Origin of the sequence: Streptomyces endocoffeicus (assembly GCF_016741935.1) — a bacterium.
GTDB classification, from domain to species: Bacteria; Actinomycetota; Actinomycetes; order Streptomycetales; family Streptomycetaceae; genus Streptomyces; species Streptomyces endocoffeicus.
The window spans coordinates 110473-128110 of record NZ_JAERRG010000003.1 but is presented as its reverse complement, the minus strand read 5'-3'; the positions used below and the strand labels follow the sequence as shown (position 1 = coordinate 128110).

The 17638-nt window shown below is 70.3% G+C and carries 14 protein-coding genes; 8 read left to right on the top strand and 6 right to left on the bottom strand.

Annotated elements, in window-relative coordinates:
- The first annotated feature begins 402 nt into the window (after positions 1-402).
- The 7 genes from JK364_RS10740 (at position 403) to JK364_RS10710 (ending at position 9062) form a co-directional block, all read left to right on the top strand.
- Entirely contained in the window at positions 403-1833 is a 1431-nt protein-coding gene (locus JK364_RS10740; RefSeq protein WP_201850049.1) for an MFS transporter, read from the top strand.
- A gap of 183 nt (positions 1834-2016) precedes the next feature.
- Complete coding sequence (locus JK364_RS10735) at positions 2017-3594, top strand: FGGY family carbohydrate kinase (RefSeq protein ID WP_201850047.1); 1578 nt, start codon at positions 2017-2019, stop codon at positions 3592-3594.
- Positions 3595-3667: 73 nt separating this feature from the next.
- Entirely contained in the window at positions 3668-5341 is a 1674-nt protein-coding gene (locus tag JK364_RS10730) for a glycerol-3-phosphate dehydrogenase/oxidase (RefSeq protein ID WP_201850045.1), read from the top strand.
- Positions 5338-6891 (top strand): FAD-binding oxidoreductase, encoded by a 1554-nt coding sequence (locus JK364_RS10725; RefSeq protein ID WP_201850044.1) that lies wholly within the window; start codon positions 5338-5340, stop codon positions 6889-6891. Before JK364_RS10730 ends, JK364_RS10725 begins: the two co-directional genes overlap by 4 nt.
- Before the next feature lie 63 nt (positions 6892-6954).
- Positions 6955-7617 (top strand): glycerol-3-phosphate responsive antiterminator, encoded by a 663-nt coding sequence (locus tag JK364_RS10720; protein ID WP_201850043.1) that lies wholly within the window; start codon positions 6955-6957, stop codon positions 7615-7617.
- A 6-nt stretch (positions 7618-7623) separates the two neighbouring features.
- A complete protein-coding gene (locus tag JK364_RS10715; RefSeq protein WP_201850042.1) occupies positions 7624-7926 on the top strand; it encodes a putative quinol monooxygenase in 303 nt (100 codons plus the stop codon).
- On the top strand, positions 7923-9062 hold the full coding sequence (locus JK364_RS10710) for a zinc-binding dehydrogenase (protein WP_201850041.1): 1140 nt from the start codon (positions 7923-7925) through the stop codon (positions 9060-9062). The genes JK364_RS10715 and JK364_RS10710 overlap by 4 nt, the downstream gene beginning before the upstream one ends.
- Positions 9063-9096: 34 nt before the next feature.
- Here the strand turns inward: JK364_RS10710 and JK364_RS10705 are convergent, their stop codons facing one another.
- Entirely contained in the window at positions 9097-9315 is a 219-nt protein-coding gene (locus JK364_RS10705) for an EF-hand domain-containing protein (RefSeq protein WP_201850040.1), read from the bottom strand.
- 221 nt (positions 9316-9536) lie between these two features.
- On the opposite strand from JK364_RS10705, the gene JK364_RS10700 reads away from it, so the two are divergent.
- Positions 9537-10103: a hypothetical protein gene (locus JK364_RS10700; protein WP_201850039.1), complete on the top strand. Its 567-nt coding sequence runs from the start codon at positions 9537-9539 to the stop codon at positions 10101-10103.
- A gap of 229 nt (positions 10104-10332) precedes the next feature.
- Here JK364_RS10700 and JK364_RS10695 read toward each other — a convergent pair whose 3' ends face one another.
- From JK364_RS10695 to JK364_RS10675, 5 genes are all read right to left on the bottom strand, one after another.
- Positions 10333-13161 (bottom strand): AfsR/SARP family transcriptional regulator, encoded by a 2829-nt coding sequence (locus JK364_RS10695; protein WP_307841219.1) that lies wholly within the window; start codon positions 13159-13161, stop codon positions 10333-10335.
- 293 nt (positions 13162-13454) lie between these two features.
- Entirely contained in the window at positions 13455-14060 is a 606-nt protein-coding gene (locus JK364_RS10690; RefSeq protein WP_201850038.1) for a hypothetical protein, read from the bottom strand.
- Between the two features lie 3 nt (positions 14061-14063).
- Positions 14064-15218 carry a hypothetical protein gene (locus JK364_RS10685; RefSeq protein WP_201850036.1) on the bottom strand — a complete coding sequence of 385 codons (1155 nt, stop codon included), beginning with the start codon at positions 15216-15218 and terminating at the stop codon, positions 14064-14066.
- A gap of 80 nt (positions 15219-15298) precedes the next feature.
- Positions 15299-15742, bottom strand: coding sequence for a FixH family protein (locus tag JK364_RS10680; RefSeq protein ID WP_201850034.1), 444 nt, complete (start codon positions 15740-15742; stop codon positions 15299-15301).
- A complete protein-coding gene (locus tag JK364_RS10675; protein WP_201850032.1) occupies positions 15739-17268 on the bottom strand; it encodes a hypothetical protein in 1530 nt (509 codons plus the stop codon). The genes JK364_RS10680 and JK364_RS10675 overlap by 4 nt, the downstream gene beginning before the upstream one ends.
- Positions 17269-17638 lie beyond the last annotated feature (370 nt).

Here is a 17638-nt window from a genome sequence, read left to right as displayed (position 1 = left end):
TACGAGTCGGTACGAGCGAGCGTTTCTGGCCCCCAAGATCGACTCGATCCACGGACCGTTCCGCCCGACCGCCCGCTAATACATTCCTGTTACACGCCGACGCCGTGAGCGCCATCGACCAACCGCGCACCGCGAGCCAGTCGTGGCTGACCTCACCGGCGGGCCATGCGTACGGACCGGCCCGTCACGTTTCGGTAACTTGGCCGAAACCCTTGACGTTTCGCATGGCCCGTTCCTAATCTCGCTGCACCGCGTCATTGGCGGTTCCAGCAGTTCACGTGCTGCGGCGCTTTCCGCAGTCTTTTGGCAGGCACAGACACAGACCACCTGTCGGTGGCTTCGTCGTGCCTGTTTTTTCTGTGCTCCCCGTGCCGCCGGTAGGTCTTCCTCGAAGGCGGATTCATGGCACAACGTCCGAGCGTCAGAGGCGTCGCCGACGTCGTCGCGCTCATCGATGGGCTGGGAAAGATCACCGGCCGGGCGCAGATCATCTGGTTCCTCGTGTTCGGCGGGCTGTTCCTCGACGCCTACTCGAACGCGGCGCTGAGCGCCGGTCTGGGGCCCATGACGACCCAGATGGAGCTCACCAGCACCCAAGTCTCGGTCCTCACGGCCACCGCTCCGGCGCTGGCCATCATCTTCAACCCCCTCGGTGGCTGGCTCGCCACCCGCATCGGCCGCGTTCCCCCACTGCTCATCGCCAAGGTGTTCGCGCTCGCGGGTGGCCTGCTCGCCGCGTTCGCCGGTGGCTTCACCGTCGTATGGCTCGGCCGGGTCCTGGTGGGTGTCGCGTACGGCATCGACTTCGCGGTCGCCATGGCGCTGCTCGCCGAGTACACGCCCGCGAAGCTGGGCGGCCGGCTCAACCTGTGGCAAGCCGTCTGGTACGTCGCCACCACCAGCAACCTCGTCCTGGCCCTGGTCTTCTTCAACCTGGACGTCGGCGCCGACATCTGGCGCTGGTCGGTCGGCTCGGCCGCGGTCGTCGCCGTCGCGCTGCTGCTGAGCCAGGCGCTGATGCTCAAGGAGAGCCCCGCCTGGCTGGCCGGCCAGGGCCGGCTGGACGAGTCCGTCGCCAACCTGGACCGGATCTACGGGATCAAGGCCGTCGTCGGTACGCCCGACGCGAAGACCCGCACCGCGGCCGAGGCGCCGGCCATCGGGTTCCGCCAGACCGGATTGCTGTTCAAGGGCGAGTACCTGCCGCGCACGATCCTCTCGTCGGTGATCTCGCTCGGGCAGTCGATGCAGTACTTCGCGGTCGGCTGGTACCTCCCGCTGATCAGCCTGACGATCTTCGGCGAGAGCTTCGAGAAGGCCACCATCGGCTCGATGGTGTTCAACGCCTTCGGTATCGCGGGCGGGCTGCTGTCCGCGTACTTCGGCCGCCGCCTCGGCCTGCGGCTCAGCTCCGCCGCCGGTTTCGCCGGGGTCTTCGTGGCCCTGGTGGCGATGGGACTAACCTTCGAGAAGGTACCCACGGCCGTGGCGTTCCTGCTGCCGGTGCTGTTCATCCTCTGTCACTCGGCGGGCCCCGGGGCCAATGGCAAGTCCATCGCCGCGCTCTCGTACACCAGTGACGTCCGCGCCCTGGGCACCGGTGTCACCGGGATGGTCGGCAGCTTCGGCAGTGTCGCCGGCCTGTATCTGTTTCCGCAGATCAAGGACTCGCTCGGACTCGCCGATACCTTCCTGACGCTGTCCATCGTGCCGCTGCTCGGCCTGATCACCTGCCTGGTGATCAAGTGGGACCCGATGAAGGCCGCCTCGCCCGACGAGGTCGCCGGACAGGACCGCGAGGCCACTGCGGCGCTCTCCGTGACCGCGCGCTGACCCACCGCCGGACCTGGCGCACAGTGCGGTGATCCCCTCCCCTCCCTCCGTGTGCGTCCCTTCCGTATCCCCTCCCTCCGTCTCCGCCGCGTCCGTCCCCTCCCGTATCCGTCCCCTCCCGAATCCTTCCCCTACGAATCCCTCCGCACGGCTCGCTCGCGGTGCTCGAATGAAAGGGCTGCCATGACCCAGAGGTTCCCCGGCGCCTCCCCACGGCGCGGTGTGCTGTCCATCGACGAGGGCACCACGGGCACCCGGGCCGGAGTCGTGCTCGACTCGGGCGCCACCCACGAGGTGTTCTACCGGCCGATCAAGGTCAGCCATCCGAATGACCTCTCGGTCGAGCAGGACCCGATGGAGATCTGGACCGCCACCCTCGAGGTGGCGCGCCGGGCCGTCGGCGGGGCACGCGAGGACGGCGTCGAGATCACCTCGGTCGCGCTGTCCACACAGCGTGCCACGGCCATGCTGTGGGACCGGGTCACCGGGCTGCCCTTGCTGCCCGCGGTGGTGTGGCAGGACCGCCGGTACGCGCATGAGCTCACCGCCTACGAGGCGGAGTGGGACGCCGTCCTGCTGGCCCGGCAGGGCCGGCCGGTCGGCGCCCGCGCCCCGTTCCGCTGGGCCGCCCGGCAGATCGCCGCGCACCCGGAGGTGGCCGAGGCGCACCGGGCGGGGCGGCTGCTCTTCGGCACCGTCGACACCTGGCTGATCTGGCGCCTCACCGGTGGTGCCGTGCACGCCACCACCCCGACCAACGCCGCGTCCACCGGTGGCTACCTGCTGGAGCGGCACGCCTGGGACGAGGAGTGGATCGGCCACCTCGGCTTCCCCCTCGGCCTGCTGCCGGAGCTCCGCTCCGACGACGCCGGATTCGGTACGACCGACCCGGCCGCCCTCGGTATCGCCGTCCCGCTGGCCGCCTCCATGGGCGACCAGCACGCCGCACTCGTCGCGCTCGGCGGTCTCTCCGCCGGACAGGGCATGTGCATGTATGGGACCGGCGCGTTCGTCGACGCGGCGACCGGCACCACACCCGCCCTGCCCCGGCCGGACATCTCCGGGGTGCTCGCCCAGCCCGGCCGGCGGCAGGGCGACATCAGCCACTACAGCCTGGAGGCGTACACCTCCACCGTGGGTTCGGCGCTGCGCTGGCTCTGTGACGATCTGGGCCTGTTCGCGTCGCCGAAGGAGCTCGGTGAGGAAGCGGGCCGGGTCCCCACCCGGCCGGGCCGCACCCCGCGTTTCGTCCCGGCGCTCGCCGGGGTCCGTACGCCGGTCTGGCACCCGGAGGCCACCGCGTCCCTCACCGGGCTCACTCTCGCCACCACTCGCGCCGATCTCGCCCGCGCCGTGCTCGACGGGATCGCGCATTCGGTGTGCGACCTGATCGACGGGGTCGCCGACACCATGGGCACCCCGTTCACCCGGCTCCGGGTCGGCGGCGGCGTCGCCGGCAGCGACCCGCTGATGCGGATCCAGGCCGACCTGACCGGTCTGCCGCTGGAACGGGTCGCCGACTCCGCCACCGCGAGCCTGCGCGGCACCGCGTATCTGGCGGGTGTCGCCCGGGGCCTGTGGGCCTCGCTCGAAGAGGTCGTCGAGGCGCAGCCACAGGGCCGGATCTTCGAGCCGTCGATCACGTCGGCCGAGCGCACCGAACTGCGCACCGCCTGGCGCGATGTGCTGAGCGCCCATCTGAACGACCCCGCGCCGCTCCCCCCGCGGGACGGCCCGCCCGAATCTCACACCCCCCGCTGACGGCCCACTGACCGTCGCACCGGCGGCCCGCCGACCACGCGGCCGCCGAACCGAAACACCAGGAGTTGATGTTGTGATCACCATGCCCGCCCGGAAACCGCGGCGCACCGCCGCGGCGACCCGTCGGACGCCGCTGCTGCTCGACCGGGCCGCCCTCAAGCGCCAACTGGCCGACGACACCTACGACGTGCTCGTCATCGGAGGTGGCATCACCGGGGCGTACGCCGTGCTCGACGCCGCCTCGCGCGGTCTGCGCGCGGCCCTGGTCGAGAAGGACGACTTCGCCTCCGGCACCTCGTCGAAGTCCTCGAAGATGGTGCACGGCGGTCTGCGCTACATCGAGCAGGGCAACGTCAATCTGGTCCGCCACTCGCTCCTGGAGCGCCACCGCTTCCGGAAGAACGCCCCGCACCTGGTGCGCCGGCTGCCGTTCCTCTTCCCGATCCTGGAGAAGGAAGGTGTCTTCGACGCCCGCCTCGCCAAGGGCTTCGAGGGCCTGCTGTGGACGTACGACCTGGTCGGCGGATGGCGGATCGGCAAGCTCCACCAGCGGCTCACCGTTCCCGAGGTGCTCGCCCAGGCTCCGACGCTGCGCGCCGAGAACCTCAAGGGCGGGCTGATGTACTTCGACGCCCGCACCGACGACGCCCGGCTCGTCCTCACCATCGTCCGCACCGCCGCCGCGCTCGGCGCGACGGTCCTCAACGGGGCCAGGGCGGAGGGCCTGCTGACGCAGCTGGGCAAGGTGTCCGGTGCCCGGGTCTCGGCGGACGGCGACACCATCGACATCCGCGCGCGGGCCGTCGTCAACGCCACCGGGGTGTGGACCGACGAACTGGACGCGAAGGCGGATGAAGGCCACAAGCCGCAGGTCCGGCCCGCCAAGGGCGTCCATATCGTGGTGCCGTGGGACAAGGTGCGGATCAACTGCACGGTCACCGTGCCGGTCCCCGGCCGGGCCCGCCGCGCGACCTGCACCCGCTGGGGCGACAGTGTCGTGCTGGGCACCACCGACGAGGACTACCAGGGCTCCCCGGACGATGTGCACTGCACCCGCGAGGAGATGGACTTCCTGCTGGAGGGCGCCAACACCGCCTTCGAGGGAAAGCTCACCGCGGACGATGTGGTCGGCTCCATCGGCGGTCTGCGCCCGCTGGTCGGCGGCAAGGAGGGCGCCACCCTCGATATGCGCCGCGACCACCACATCACCGTCGGCCGCACCGGCATGGTGACGGTGACCGGCGGCAAGCTCACCACCAGCCGGCACATGGGCGAACTCGTCATCGACAAGGTGATGACGGTCCTCGGCAGCAGGGGCAAGAGCCGCACCACCGACCTCCCGCTCCTCGGCGGCGCCGGTTACGACTCCGAGGCCGTCGCCGCGTCCGGTGGCATCGCCGCCCACCTGGGCGAGCGCTTCGGCACCGAGGCCCGCTTCGTCGGTGACCTCATCCAGGACGACCCGTCGCTGGCCGAGCCGATCGTCGCCGGACTCCCGTACACCAAGGCGGAGGTCGTGTACGCGGCCCGTGCCGAGCTGGCCCGGTCGGTCGACGACGTCCTGTCCCGCCGCATGCGCGCCCGGCTGTTCGCCCGGGACGCCTCCGTCGACGCCGCCGAGGCCGTGGGCGCGATCCTCGGCCAGGAACTGAACCTCACGGAGGCGGAGGTCGAGCGCTCGGTCGCCGAGTACCTCGTCGCCGTCCGCCACGAAAAGTCCGTACTCCTCGAAGGGGCAGCAGCATGATCAGCCGTCAGACCATCACCCACCCGTTCAACCGGGGCAACTACACCGTCGGTGCCCCCAGCTTCGCCACCTGGGCGCGGAATACCCCGATCGGTGACGGCGAGGCCGCGCTCCAGGTGAACCCGGTCGAGATCCCCGGGTCCGTGGTCGAGGCGCTGCGCGAGGCCGCGCACACGGTGCACACCTCCCGCGACGAGGTCGTCACCCGGACCCGTGACTGGTGGGCCGGTTCGATGATCGGCGAGACCGAGGGGCGGCCCGCCACCCCGAACGCCGTGATCGTCGAGGCCGCCGACGCGGACCAGGTCGCGGCCGTGCTGCGGATCTGCCACGAGGCCGGTATCCCGGTCACCCCGTCCGCGGGCCGCTCCAACGTCACCGGTGCCGCGCTCCCCGTCTTCGGCGGGGTCGTCCTGGACCTGTGCGGGCTGAACCAGATCACCGGCTTCGACGCCGAGTCGAACGTCGTGGACGTCCAGGCCGGCATGTTCGGCGACCTCTTCGAGAAGGAGCTCCAGGAGGAGTACGGCGTCACCACCGGCCACTGGCCGTCCGCGTTCGCCGTCTCCACCGTCGGCGGCTGGATCGCCTGCCGCGGCGCCGGTCAGCTCTCCACGCGCTACGGCAAGATCGAGGACATGGTCATCGGCGTCGACGTCGTACACGCGGACGGCAGCCGGGCCACGTACGGCGACTACGCCCGCGCCGCGGTCGGCCCGGACCTGCGCCAGCTGTTCATCGGCTCCGAGGGCACCCTCGGTGTCATCGTCTCGGCCCGGCTGCGGGTCCACCCGCTGCCGGAGTACGCGAGCGCCGCCGCGTACGGCTTCAAGACCTTCGCGGAGGGCCTGGACGCCTGCCGCAGGATCATGCGGCGCGGCGCCACCCCGGCCGTCCTGCGCCTGTACGACGCGCTGGAGTCGGGCAACCACTTCGGCCACCCGGAGACCAACCTCCTGCTCATCGCGGACGAGGGCGACCCGGCCATCGTCGACGCGTCGATCGAGGTGGCGAAGGAGGTCTGCGAGGAGTACGGCCCCGAGCTGGACAGCCGGGCCGTCTTCGAGCGCTGGCTGGACGAGCGGATGCTGGTCGGCAAGTCCGCCGAAGGCTTCAGCCCGGGTCCGGGCTTCGTCGCCGACACCCTGGAGATGGCCGCGTCCTGGACCGACCTCCCGGTGATCTACCATGAGGTGGTCGCCGCGATCCAGTCGGTGGACGGCACCCTGGCCGCCTCGGCCCACCAGTCCCACGCGTACACCGACGGCGCCTGCGTCTACTTCTCCCTCCGCGGAAACGTGGCGCCCGAGGCACGCCGCGACTGGTACCGCGCGGTGTGGGACGCGGCCAACGCCGTACTCATCAAGCACGCCGCGGCGCTCAGCCACCACCACGGCTGCGGTCTGCTGCGCGGCCCCTACCTGGAGGAATCCCTCGGGGCGGGCTTCGCGACGTTCGTCGCGGTGAAGCGGGCCCTGGATCCGGCCGGCATCCTCAACCCTGGCAAGCTGGGCCTTCCCAGCCACTTCGGTACGTCTCCGCTCAGCTGACCTCCGCTCCGCCGAGCTGACCCCAGCAGCCACAGATCCCTGACCCCCAGGTAGGCCCTCGCCATGACTCCTTCGCCGTCCCGGTCCGGTGCCCCGATCAATGCCAAGCTGGCCTCCGCGCTGGCCGAGGTCCCGGTCATCGCGTCGGTCGTCACCACCCAGCCGCTGCGGCAGTTCCTGACCGCACCGGCCAAGGTGTGCATCGTGGCGTCGCTCACGGTGGGGCAGCTGCCCAAGGCCGTGCCGGCGCTGGTCCGGGCGGGGAAGACCGTGTTCGTGAACGTGGACAGCAGCCCCGGTCTGGCCCAGGACCGGGGCGCGCTGGAGTTCATCAAGAACATGGGCGCGCACGGCGTGGTCAGCACCCGGCTCTCGCTGATCGAGAAGGGCCGGTCGCTCGGCCTGCTGACGATGATGAAGGTGTTCGTCACCGACCGGTCCAATCTGCGCCGCTCCACGGACGCGGTCTCGCGCGGGGCGCCGGACCTGGTCGAGATCATGCCCGCCCCGATCGTCGCCCGGATGAGCGAGCAGGCACAGCGCGCGATGTCCCCGTCGGTCGCCGCGGGCTTCGTGGAGACCCCCGCCGACGTGGCGCTCGCGCTGGCCCTCGGATCCGTCGCCGCCGCCACGTCCGACCCCCGCCTCTGGCACCTGCGCCGCGACCAGCTGCCGCCCGTTCCGCCCTCCGCACTCAAGCGACCTGCCGCACCCTCCCAGGAGTAAGCCCCCATGTCATACGTCGTCGTCGCCCGCTACCGCACCAGGGAGGGCGAGGAGAACACCGTCCTCCCCCTGCTCGACACGATGGCCGCCGCGTCCCGCCAGGAACCGGGCAACCTCGCCTACCGCGTCCACCAGGGCACCGAGGACCCGCGGGCGATCGTGCTGTACGAGGAGTACGTCTCCGAAGCCGACTTCACCGCGCACTGCGCCACCCCGCACTTCCAGGAGATCGTGCTCGGCAAGGTCGTCCCGCTGCTGGAGAGCCGTGACGTGCTGCGCTGCGCCCCGCGTCCTGAGGTGCGGGCATGAAGACCCGCGCGGTGGTGCTGCGCTCCATATCGACCGCCCGCCCCTACTCCGACACCCGCCCGGTCGAGGTGGAGGAGCTGGAGCTGGGCGCCCCGCGCGAGGGCGAGGTGCTGGTCCGGATCGCGGCCGCCTCGCTCTGCCACTCGGACCTTTCGGTGGTCAACGGCGACCGGGTCCGCCCGCTGCCGATGGCGCTGGGGCACGAGGCGGTGGGCATCGTGCGGGAGACCGGACCGGGCGTCACCCGGGTCCGTCCCGGAGACCACGTGGTCCTGGTCTACGTGCCCAGCTGCGGCTGCTGCGCCGACTGCGCGGCCGGCCGGCCCGCGCTGTGCGCACAGGCCGCCGCGGCGAACGGGTCGGGAGCGCTGCTGCACGGCCCGTCCCTGCTGACCGACGCCGCCGGCAACCCGGTCCACCACCAGCTGGGCGTCTCCGCGTTCTCCGAACACGCGGTGCTGGCCCAGGAGTCGGTGGTGCCGATACCGCGGGACATCCCGTTCACGGTGGCGTCGATGTTCGGCTGCGCGGTCCTGACCGGCGCCGGAGCCGTCATCAATACGGCGTCGCTGCGCCCCGGCCAGTCGACGGTGGTCTACGGCCTGGGCGGCGTGGGCCTGGCCGCGGTGCTGGGTGCCCGCGCGGCGGGCGCGTACCCGGTCATCGCGGTCGACCCGGTACCGGAGAAGCGCGAGCTGGCCCTCCAGCTGGGCGCGACCCACGCGTACGCCCCCGGCGAGGCGGTCGAGGCGATCCATGACCTCACTTCCGGTGGTGCGGAGCTGGCGGTCGAGGCCGTGGGCAGCCCGAAGGTGATGGCCGAATGCCTGACGGCCGTGGCCCGGGGCGGCACGGCCGTCTCGGTGGGCCTGCCCGCCCCCGACCGGGTGCTGGAGGTCCCGGCGCTGACGTTCGCGGGCGAGGGCAAGTCCCTGCTGGGCTCGTACATGGGCGACGCGGTACCACGCCGCGACATTCCCCGGTTCCTGGACCTGTGGCGGGCGGGCCGGCTGCCGGTGGAGCGAATGCACACCGGCACCCTGCCGCTGACCGGCATCAACACGGCGATGGAGGAGCTCGCCTCGGGCCGGGCGATCCGTCAGGTCATCGACACATCGGGAATGCTGGACGTCTGACCACGTTCACGTTCACGTACCGGACCCGGCGGTGTCAGGCATTCATGGCCGCCCAGAACTCCTCGAAGGACATCTGGCGATCGCCGTCGGTGTCGAGCGAGTCGATGAGCTCCTGGGCCTGCGACTCGGTGATCTCCGAGCCCTCCAGCTCCGCCACGACCTTACGGTATTCGTCCGCGGTGACCAGGCCGTCACCGTCGATGTCGTAGCGCTCGAAGACCTTCCGCGCCGCCGTCTCCATGATGTCCGCCATATGCTCCGCCCTTCTGCGATCTTCGCTGACGGGCCCAGGCTATCCGCCCGCCCGGAGCAACGCGGGGGCGGGCGCCTGACCGCGAACCACCACTTCCGCACCTGCCTTCTGGCCTGTTCGAGGCGTTCCACCCCAAGCCGCCGCGCTGTACTTTGTCCGGGTGTTTCATCGGGGCGGACAGGGCGTCCATGACCGCCGACCGCCTCCGTCGAGGGGGGATCGTGGAACCTTCATGGCGCAAGCCCGCACCTCTGAACTGGTCGGCCGCGCGCGAGGGGCAGTACACGACCGCGGCGCCCCTCCTGGGTGGTGCGAGCATCACGCTGCTGGGGCTCGTCATCACGGACCGCGACAAATTTCGCTGGCCGGACCCCACGCTGCTCGCACTCGCCCTGACCACGCTCTTCATGGTCATGGCGGTGGTATGGGGAGTTCGCTCCCGCCAGTATCTGTACTCGCGCAGCGATGTCGAAGCCTGGTGGGGTCCGCTTTCCGAGATGTCCGACGATCGGCACGAGGAGCTGATCCAGGACCAACGGATGCACTACTCCAGATGGATCAGCCTGGCCGCAAGAGCGGACTTCTGTTACTCGTCGGGACTCTTGTGCCTGGCGGCGGGAAGTAGTCTTGCCCTGGCCCCGCTGGCTCACACGTCGGCACCCGCATGGCGGTGGTTCGCCGCAGGCACTACGGCCGCCCCGGTCGTCGTTGTGCTGCTCGTCTGGGTGATGCCGTACATAGGCAACGTGATTCGGAGATGGCGGGCCGACCACCACGACTCGACATAGGAACAAGGAGCACCATGCCTCCCCGACAGTGCCCCGGATGCGACGCCGCTCCGAGCGAAAGGGCCGACCACTACGCCGACTGCCCGCTGAAGGATGTCCCGCTGGCGGAGGTCGCCGGGCTAACGTTCGAGGAGGCCAGGGCGAGGGCGGCACAATGGCGGACGCGGAACACGTAACCCTGTCGGCGCGGAAGATTGCCGTCCTGCCGCACGATCTTTGAGGGCAGACCCTAAAGCGAACCGGCCGTCAGCGACGTGCGATGCGCTCCGAGGCTCTTCCAGAGATCAATGCCCTGCATGGCGAGTTCGATCGCACTATCGGTACGCCCCGTGGCAGCGTGTACACGAGAGAGATTGCACAGGGCGGTGGCAATGCCCGAGAGGTTATTGCCGGTTCGGAACCCGTGGAGTGCCTCGCGGAAGTGCGCTTCAGCCTCTTCGTACCGACGCCGATAGATCGCGATGACGCCGCGCATATTCGATGCGTAGCACGCGGCAGTCAGGTCTCCCGCGGCGAGGCCGGTGCGGCTGGCCTCAGCGTCGGGCGGTTGTTCCGCCGCCACGTAGTGGAGGGAACTGGCGCCGGAATCGACCAGTTCCCTCGTAACGAGAAGAAGATCTGCCGCGCGGCATACGACGTCTTTCTCGGAGGACTTGGCGGCTTGGTAGGCGCAGGAGAGCAGGCAATCGGCCTCGGTCAAGAGCCAGGCGAGCGCGGTGCCGGCATCGGGGAAGGGCTGCCCGAGGTGCTCGATGCGTGCCAGGTGCTCGATGAGCCGGTCCCCCGGTCGTTCCATGGCATACACGCGCGCCGCCGAGGACAGATAGAAGTCCAGGATCCGCGAGAACGCGGCCGCCCGGGTTTCCGGCCGCTCGTCCCGCACCGCACAACTGCACGCGTAAAGTCGTAGCAGGTCGTGGTAGCGATAGCGGCCGGGAACCACCGACTCCAGCAGACAAGTGTCAACGAGCGATTCAAGGATACGTTCAGTCTCCCGCGCTGGTGTGCCGAGTGCGGCTACAGCCGCGCTCAAAGAGATGTCCGGCCCATCACAGAGCCCGAGAAGCCGAAAAGCACGCGCCTGGGTTGCGTTCAACTGCGCGTATCCGAATTCGAAGCTTGTCTGAACGGCGAGGTCTCCGGCCCGTAGTTCTTGTAGACGGCGGTGGACGTCGGCCAGGCGATCGGTCAGAGTATTGATGGTCCAGCCGGGCCGAGTCGCCAGACGAGATGCGGCGACTCTGATGGCCAGGGGCAGATAACCGCAGGCGGCAACGGCTTGACGGCAGGCCTGGGGCTCGGCCGAAGCTCGCTGATCGCCAACGATGCGGGTGAACAAGGCCAGGGCATCTCCCGGTTCCATGACGCTGAGGTCGATCATGTGGACACCGTCGAGGTCGGCCATGGTGGAGCGGCTGGTGATCAGCGTGGCGCAGCCGGGGGTACCGGGCAACAGCGGGCGAACCTGCGCGGTGTCATGGGCGTTGTCGAGCAGGACCAGCACACGGCGGTCGGCCAGGGTGGAGCGGTACAGCGCCGCCCGCTCATGTATCCCCTCCGGGAGATCCGCGGGCGGGGTTCCCAGGGCGCGCAGGAACATGCCCAGTACGGCCGCCGGATCGGCGGGGCGGGAACCTTGGCCGAGGAGGTCCACAAACAGCTGCCCGTCAGGGAAATGCTTCCTGACCGCTTGCGCGACGTGCACGGCCAGCGCCGTCTTGCCCGCCCCGCCCAGTCCGCGCACCGCGGAGAGCGCCATCACCGTCCCATGGGGGTTCAGCAGCCGCTCCCGCAAGATGCGCACAGCGGTGGCACGTCCGGTGAAGTCGGCCGCTCCGGCCGGGAGTTGCGCGGGACGCGGTGGGGGTGTGTGCGCGGGCTCTCCGTCGGCAGGCAACTCCTGTGGACCGGTGAGAGCGGGATCGGCGCGCAGGATGCGCTGGTGCAACCGCGCCAGTTCCGGGTTGGGCTCCACGCCGAGTTCTTCCGCGAGGAGGCGGCGGGTGTCGGTGTAGACACCCAGGGCCTCTGCCTGTCGGCCACCGCGGTAGAGCGCCAGCATCAGCAGCGCTCGTAACCGTTCCCGCACAGGATGCTGTGTGATGAGCGCGGTCAGCTCCGAGACCGCCTCGGCGTGCCGTCCCAGTTCCAGGTCGAGCTCGAGCCCCTTCTCGAGCAGGGCCAGGCGCCACTCCTCGAGACGGCCGCGCTGCGCATGCGCGTAAGGGCCGGGGACTCCGGCCAGCGGTTGCCCGTCCCACAGCGTGTCCGCCATGTGGAGCAGCTTCCGCGCTTTGTGCGGTTCTCCCTCCGCTCTGGCGTCTTTCGCCCGCGCCTCGTAGCCCTGACACACTTCGAGGTCCAGCGCCTCGGGTCGCGCCCGGAGTGCGTACCCACCGGCGTCCGTCAAGAGCACTCCGGGGCCCAGTGCCCGGCGCAGCCGCCAGGCGTAGGTGCGCAGTGCGGCGATCGCCTGGGGCGGAGGGGTTTCCCACACGGCGTCGACCAGCTCGCTCGCGGTGGCGGTGGATCCCCGTCGTAACAGCAGCACGCACAGCACGGCTTGCTCCTGCGGCGTGCGGATCGGCAGTGCCTGACGGCCGCGCCAGATACGAACCGGCCCGAGAACGACGAATCGCAATCCGGCGCCCAATGTGCCGCTCAGCCCGTCCGTGCCCGCCGCGGCATCGACTGCCCCGGCTTCCCCGGAAAGCCGCCCGCCGGTGGCAGAGACAACGGGCGGGGCCGGCAGGGCCGATTCCACTCGGCCGCGGCCGGGGGGAAGGGTGAAGCCAAGCTGCCCCAGCGACTTTCCGAACATTTTCTCGAGCACCCGTTGCCTCGACGGTCCCGGGCATGGTGGATCGAGCTGACGCCACCGATGGAATTGCCGCGCGGTCACCTGACCCGGTTCTCCCAGGCAGGCCGCGGCCTTGGCATATTCCGCGAGGAATACCGCCGGCCGGCCCCACTGACGCTCCTCGCACAGCCGCGCAAAGACCGCTTGATCCATTTCTGCCACGCCCCCATTTTTACGCCGGCCCACCTTGACGGGCACCGCAATCACCGTATCCCCCAGGGGTATACGGCCCCGGCGGGCGACTGGCGGAAAGTCCGATTCACCAAGTCCGCTCGCCCTGGCGCTCTCACCGCCTGCTGATCCAACCGTCGGGGGCAGCCCTGGTCAGAGTCCTCGCAGCGGGGAAGGGCGAACAGATATTCGGCGATCGTCGGCAGCTTACCGACCTTTTATGCGTGGACAGTTCACCGCTGTTGTGCGTGATCCTCAGCCCGGCGAATCGGCATATCCTGAAACCATCGCGGTGTCCCGGTGACTTTACGGACAGCGGATCAGATGAGTGTGGCCACCTTCTCGGAGGGCTTGTTGCGCCGCCAGCCCACAGCGAGGTAGGCGAGCATCCCGATGGGCGGGATGGCGCAGACCGTCCAGCTGACGGCCAGGGGCGGGCCCGGCTGGTCGAGCACGCGGACGTTCCGCAGGGTGCCGCGGCCGTGGCCGGCCGGGCCGTCGATGGCGAAGGTGAAGCTCCATGTGCCGGGTTCCGGCAGGGCCTGGACATCCAGGCCCCAGACATCCCGTTTGCGGGGGTGCCTGCTCAGCGGGGTCTCCCGGTCCTCGGCGTCGAGGCCGGGCCCGTCGATGGTGAGCCTGCCCGACTTTCCCGCGACGCCGTCGGCCGGTGCGAAGGTGAAGTCGAGTGACTGCATGGCCCGCAGGGGCCACTCGGAGAATCCGACGGTGACCGTGTAGGGCCCCGCCTGTACCCGCTCGGTATGGACGACGCCGACCGGGGCGTACGCCGCGGCCGGCGCGGTCGACACCGCCACCAGCGCGAGCGCGGCGGCCGCGGCCGGCAGCAGTCGGCGTGCGTGGTCTCGCAGCCACCCGGATGCGACGGCTACGGCGAGGAGCAGTGGCGAACGTGAGGAGCGCATGGGTCATCGGCCCTTCGTGACGGATGTGGTGGAGTGCTCGCGCAGCAGGACGGCGAGTCGTGCGGCGAGGTACCCGGCGAGGACGCCCGTCACCAGACCCACCGCCGTCATCTTCAGCAGTTCGGCCGAGGTCGGGCCGGAATCGCCGAGCAGGGCGCTCTGGACGGGGAGGGAGAGGCCGGTCACGGCTCCGCCTCCGGCGCCCATGATCTGCGGCGCGACGCGGCCCGACCAGCCCCGCTTCCTGCTCAGCCACAGCAGTGCGGTGATGGCCGCCGCCGCGAGGAGCATGAACACCGGGATCCCGGAGGGCAGTTCGGGCGGATCGTCGCCGAGGTTGTCACGCAGCGGCAGACCGGTCGCATCGGCGTAGACGCGGGCCGCCCAGGGGGAGAACCACCACAGGACGAGCTGCAGGACGCCGAGGGTCGCGGCGATCGTCAGTGCGGTGCTCCGCCGGCCGATGGTGAGCGTCCCCAGGATCAGCAGAAGGGTGGCGAACAGGATGGTCCCGACGAGATCGGGGTCCACCGGCAGGGGCAGTGCGCCGAATGCCTTCGTCGTGATGGGGCTGAAGACGATGAGCACGGGGACACTGACGATCACGCCCGCCCGGCCCCACCGGGTGTCGCGCGCAGCGGCGAAGACGATGACGCTCCCCACCATGGTGAAGGAGATCGAGAGGAACAGCCCGATGTGGGGCGGTGAGTCCAGCACGGCATCGAAGCCGTACAGCGAGTGCCACCACAGGTCCAGAAGCCCGAAGAGAAGGAACAGGGCGGCCCCCGTACCGGTGATCAGATAGCCCAGTGGGGCCCGGAAGACCCCGCCGAGGACGCGCACGGGTTTGCCGCCGGGGAACTGGTCGACGGGCCGGCCGGCGCGCTGGGCAGCGGTCGCGATCAGGACCATGGCCAGGCTGGCGATGCCGGCGACGGCGCTGCCGGAGTACAGCATGAGGTGGGAGAGCGTGAAGAACGTGTCCGGGCCGACGTCGACGTGCCACTGGATGTCCCAGCTGATGCCGAACAGGGACAGCGTCGTCCCGGCCAGGACGGTGTTGGCGGCGATGGGGCCGGTCCTGCCGTCGCGGGAGACTTTGACGGCGAGGGATGACTGGGATGCCCTGCCGCCGGTGACGGGTAGTGCTGTGCTCACGGGAATGCCTTTCTCATGACCGTGCGAGTCTCATGACCGTGCGAGCGGTTACTGGCGTTGGCGTTTGCGTGGTCGGTTGTTCAGCCGGAGATCGCCAGAGGGAAGTCGAACTGGTCGCTCCGTGTGCCGTAGTCGACGCTGACGTGGAAGGTCCAGCGCCCCGGCATCATCAAGTGGACGGCTGTGGAGTAGCTGCCCGGCTTGTGAACCCGCGCGTGTGCCGCGGGCGTCGCGTGTCCGTGGGTGGGCATGACGGCCTGCAAGGTGACGGTGGGCGGACGTCCGCTTCGCTCTCCTCGGCGCGGGGCCAGGCGGATATCGACGTCCGTGGCGCCGGTGCGGGGCCGGGCCACGGTCAGCGTCACTTCGTCGGTGGCACTGCCCGAGGTCAGCGAGATGGCATCGTCCGTCCAGGACGGAAGGAATCCGATGGCCACCAGGGCGAGGGACACCGTCAGCAGCGCCGCGGCGACCCCATACAGAAACCGGGCCATGGGGGTGCGGGAGGCGGTGCGGGCGCTCACTTCGCCACTCCCGCCGCCGGGGCCACGCGCAGGAGGTAGGGGACGGTCAGGATGGCACTGTCGCGCTCGGCCTGTATCCACACGCGGTAGTAGCCGGGGCGGGAGAAGGTGTACACGAAGGAGGCGTCCGGCCCGTAGGCGGCCACGGTCTCGTCCGCGGGACTGTCACCGTTGAGTGGCATCAGCCCGCTCATCGAACCCATGCCCCCTTCGTCCCCGCCTGGGTGACCCCCCTGTCGCATGGCGGCCATGTCGTGGGCCGAAGCGCCTCCCATGTCGTGTGTGGAGTCGCTGCTCATGTCGCCGCCCATGGAGTGCGCATGAGCCCAGACGGGTGCTCCCTGGGCGGCTTGTCCCATGCCTGTGGGGCTGGTCGCGTCAGCCCTGTCGAGCGGCCCCACCACGATCATGTGGCCGACCATGCCGAGCCAGGGCTGGAGCGTCGGTGTGTCGCCGACGCGCGCGATCAGGGTGGTCGCTGCTCCCGCTCTGGGTGAGGGCGCCGACAGGCGCACCGGTACACCGTCGATCGTCCGCGTTCCCGGCCCCCGCGGGGCGAGTTCGGCGGACAGGGTCGGAGGGCCGCCACGCGCGGAGCCGTCGGCGACGGTCAGGCCGGTTGCCGAGCGCACCTGCTGGATTCCGCCACCGCGGCGGGCGAACTCCGCGGACACGGCGTAGTGGCCGGCCGCGGGCAGCCGCAGCTGAACCTCGTAGGTGCCGGGCGCGGTGCGTATGGGATGCAGGTGCCAGAGCTCACCGGTCGGTCCGATGACCAGCAGGTGCATCAGGGCACCGTCGTGGACGAGGAGATCGTCCGCGGGCAGGCCGGTGGAGCCGTCGTTCACGCTCAGCCGGAGCGTGCCCCGTTCCGCCGCCTTGGCCCGGTACGAACCCAACTCAAGTGAGGCGGGCGGCCGGGAGTAGTCGTTCGTCACCGGCCGGACGACCGAGTAGGGATCGGTGACGTTGTCGTTCGTGGCATCCACCTGCCCGCCCGGCTCGGGCGGCAGAGGCAGGGAAGTGGACAGCAGCGCGGCGGTCACGGCTACCGCGAGCGCGGCCACGACACCTCCGGCCGGCAGCAGCACCCAGACCCCGCGCCGGGCCCGGACAGCGACGAGAAGGGTCACCAGCATGAGCACTCCGGCGGTGACGAAACCGCCGAACACGGCGAGTTCCGGCGGAGACGTGGCCCGGCCCGGCACCATGAAGGGAATCCGCGCGGTGCGGGATCCGTCGTCGACGACGAGTTCCCAGGGCCCGGCTCGCTCGATGTCCAGGGCGGCGCTGTGGGACCCCGGTGTGCTGCCGAGCTTGACCGAGACGCTGCTGGTGGTGGTCCCCACCGAGGAACCTTCCGCCCGATCCGCCGACACACCCGTGGGAACGGTGCCCAGGCGCAGTGTCCCCGCGGCGGTGCCTCGATGGGTGAGCACATCCACCTGCAAGGGGCCGGGCAGCCCGGTGACGCGCCGCAGGATGAAGGTCAGATCGCGGTCACCGAGCGTCTGCGCGACCTGCACGTCGCCTCCAGCCGTGGAATCCGCCCGTGCGGGGGATCCCACGGTGACGGACAGGCCCAGGACACAGAGCACGGCTGCCGCCACTCGCGCCACCACTCGCGCCACGCGTGACATGCCAGGGCGATTCCGGCCGGCGCAGCCGCCGCGAACGGATACAGGGGGTGGGTTGTCGTTCACGCGGCAGACACTAAAAACCGCCCCCACGCGGTGTCATCACGCACCCGAGGCACGTCATGTCCCCCGCGCGGGGGACTACGCCTCCCCCGGGCGCGGGAAGGTTTTTCGGTAGCGCTCGTGCACCATAAGTGCATGCCTGGTGCGACCGGCCCCGTACAAGGTGGCATTCCGACCGTACGTTCCGCCTTCCCGC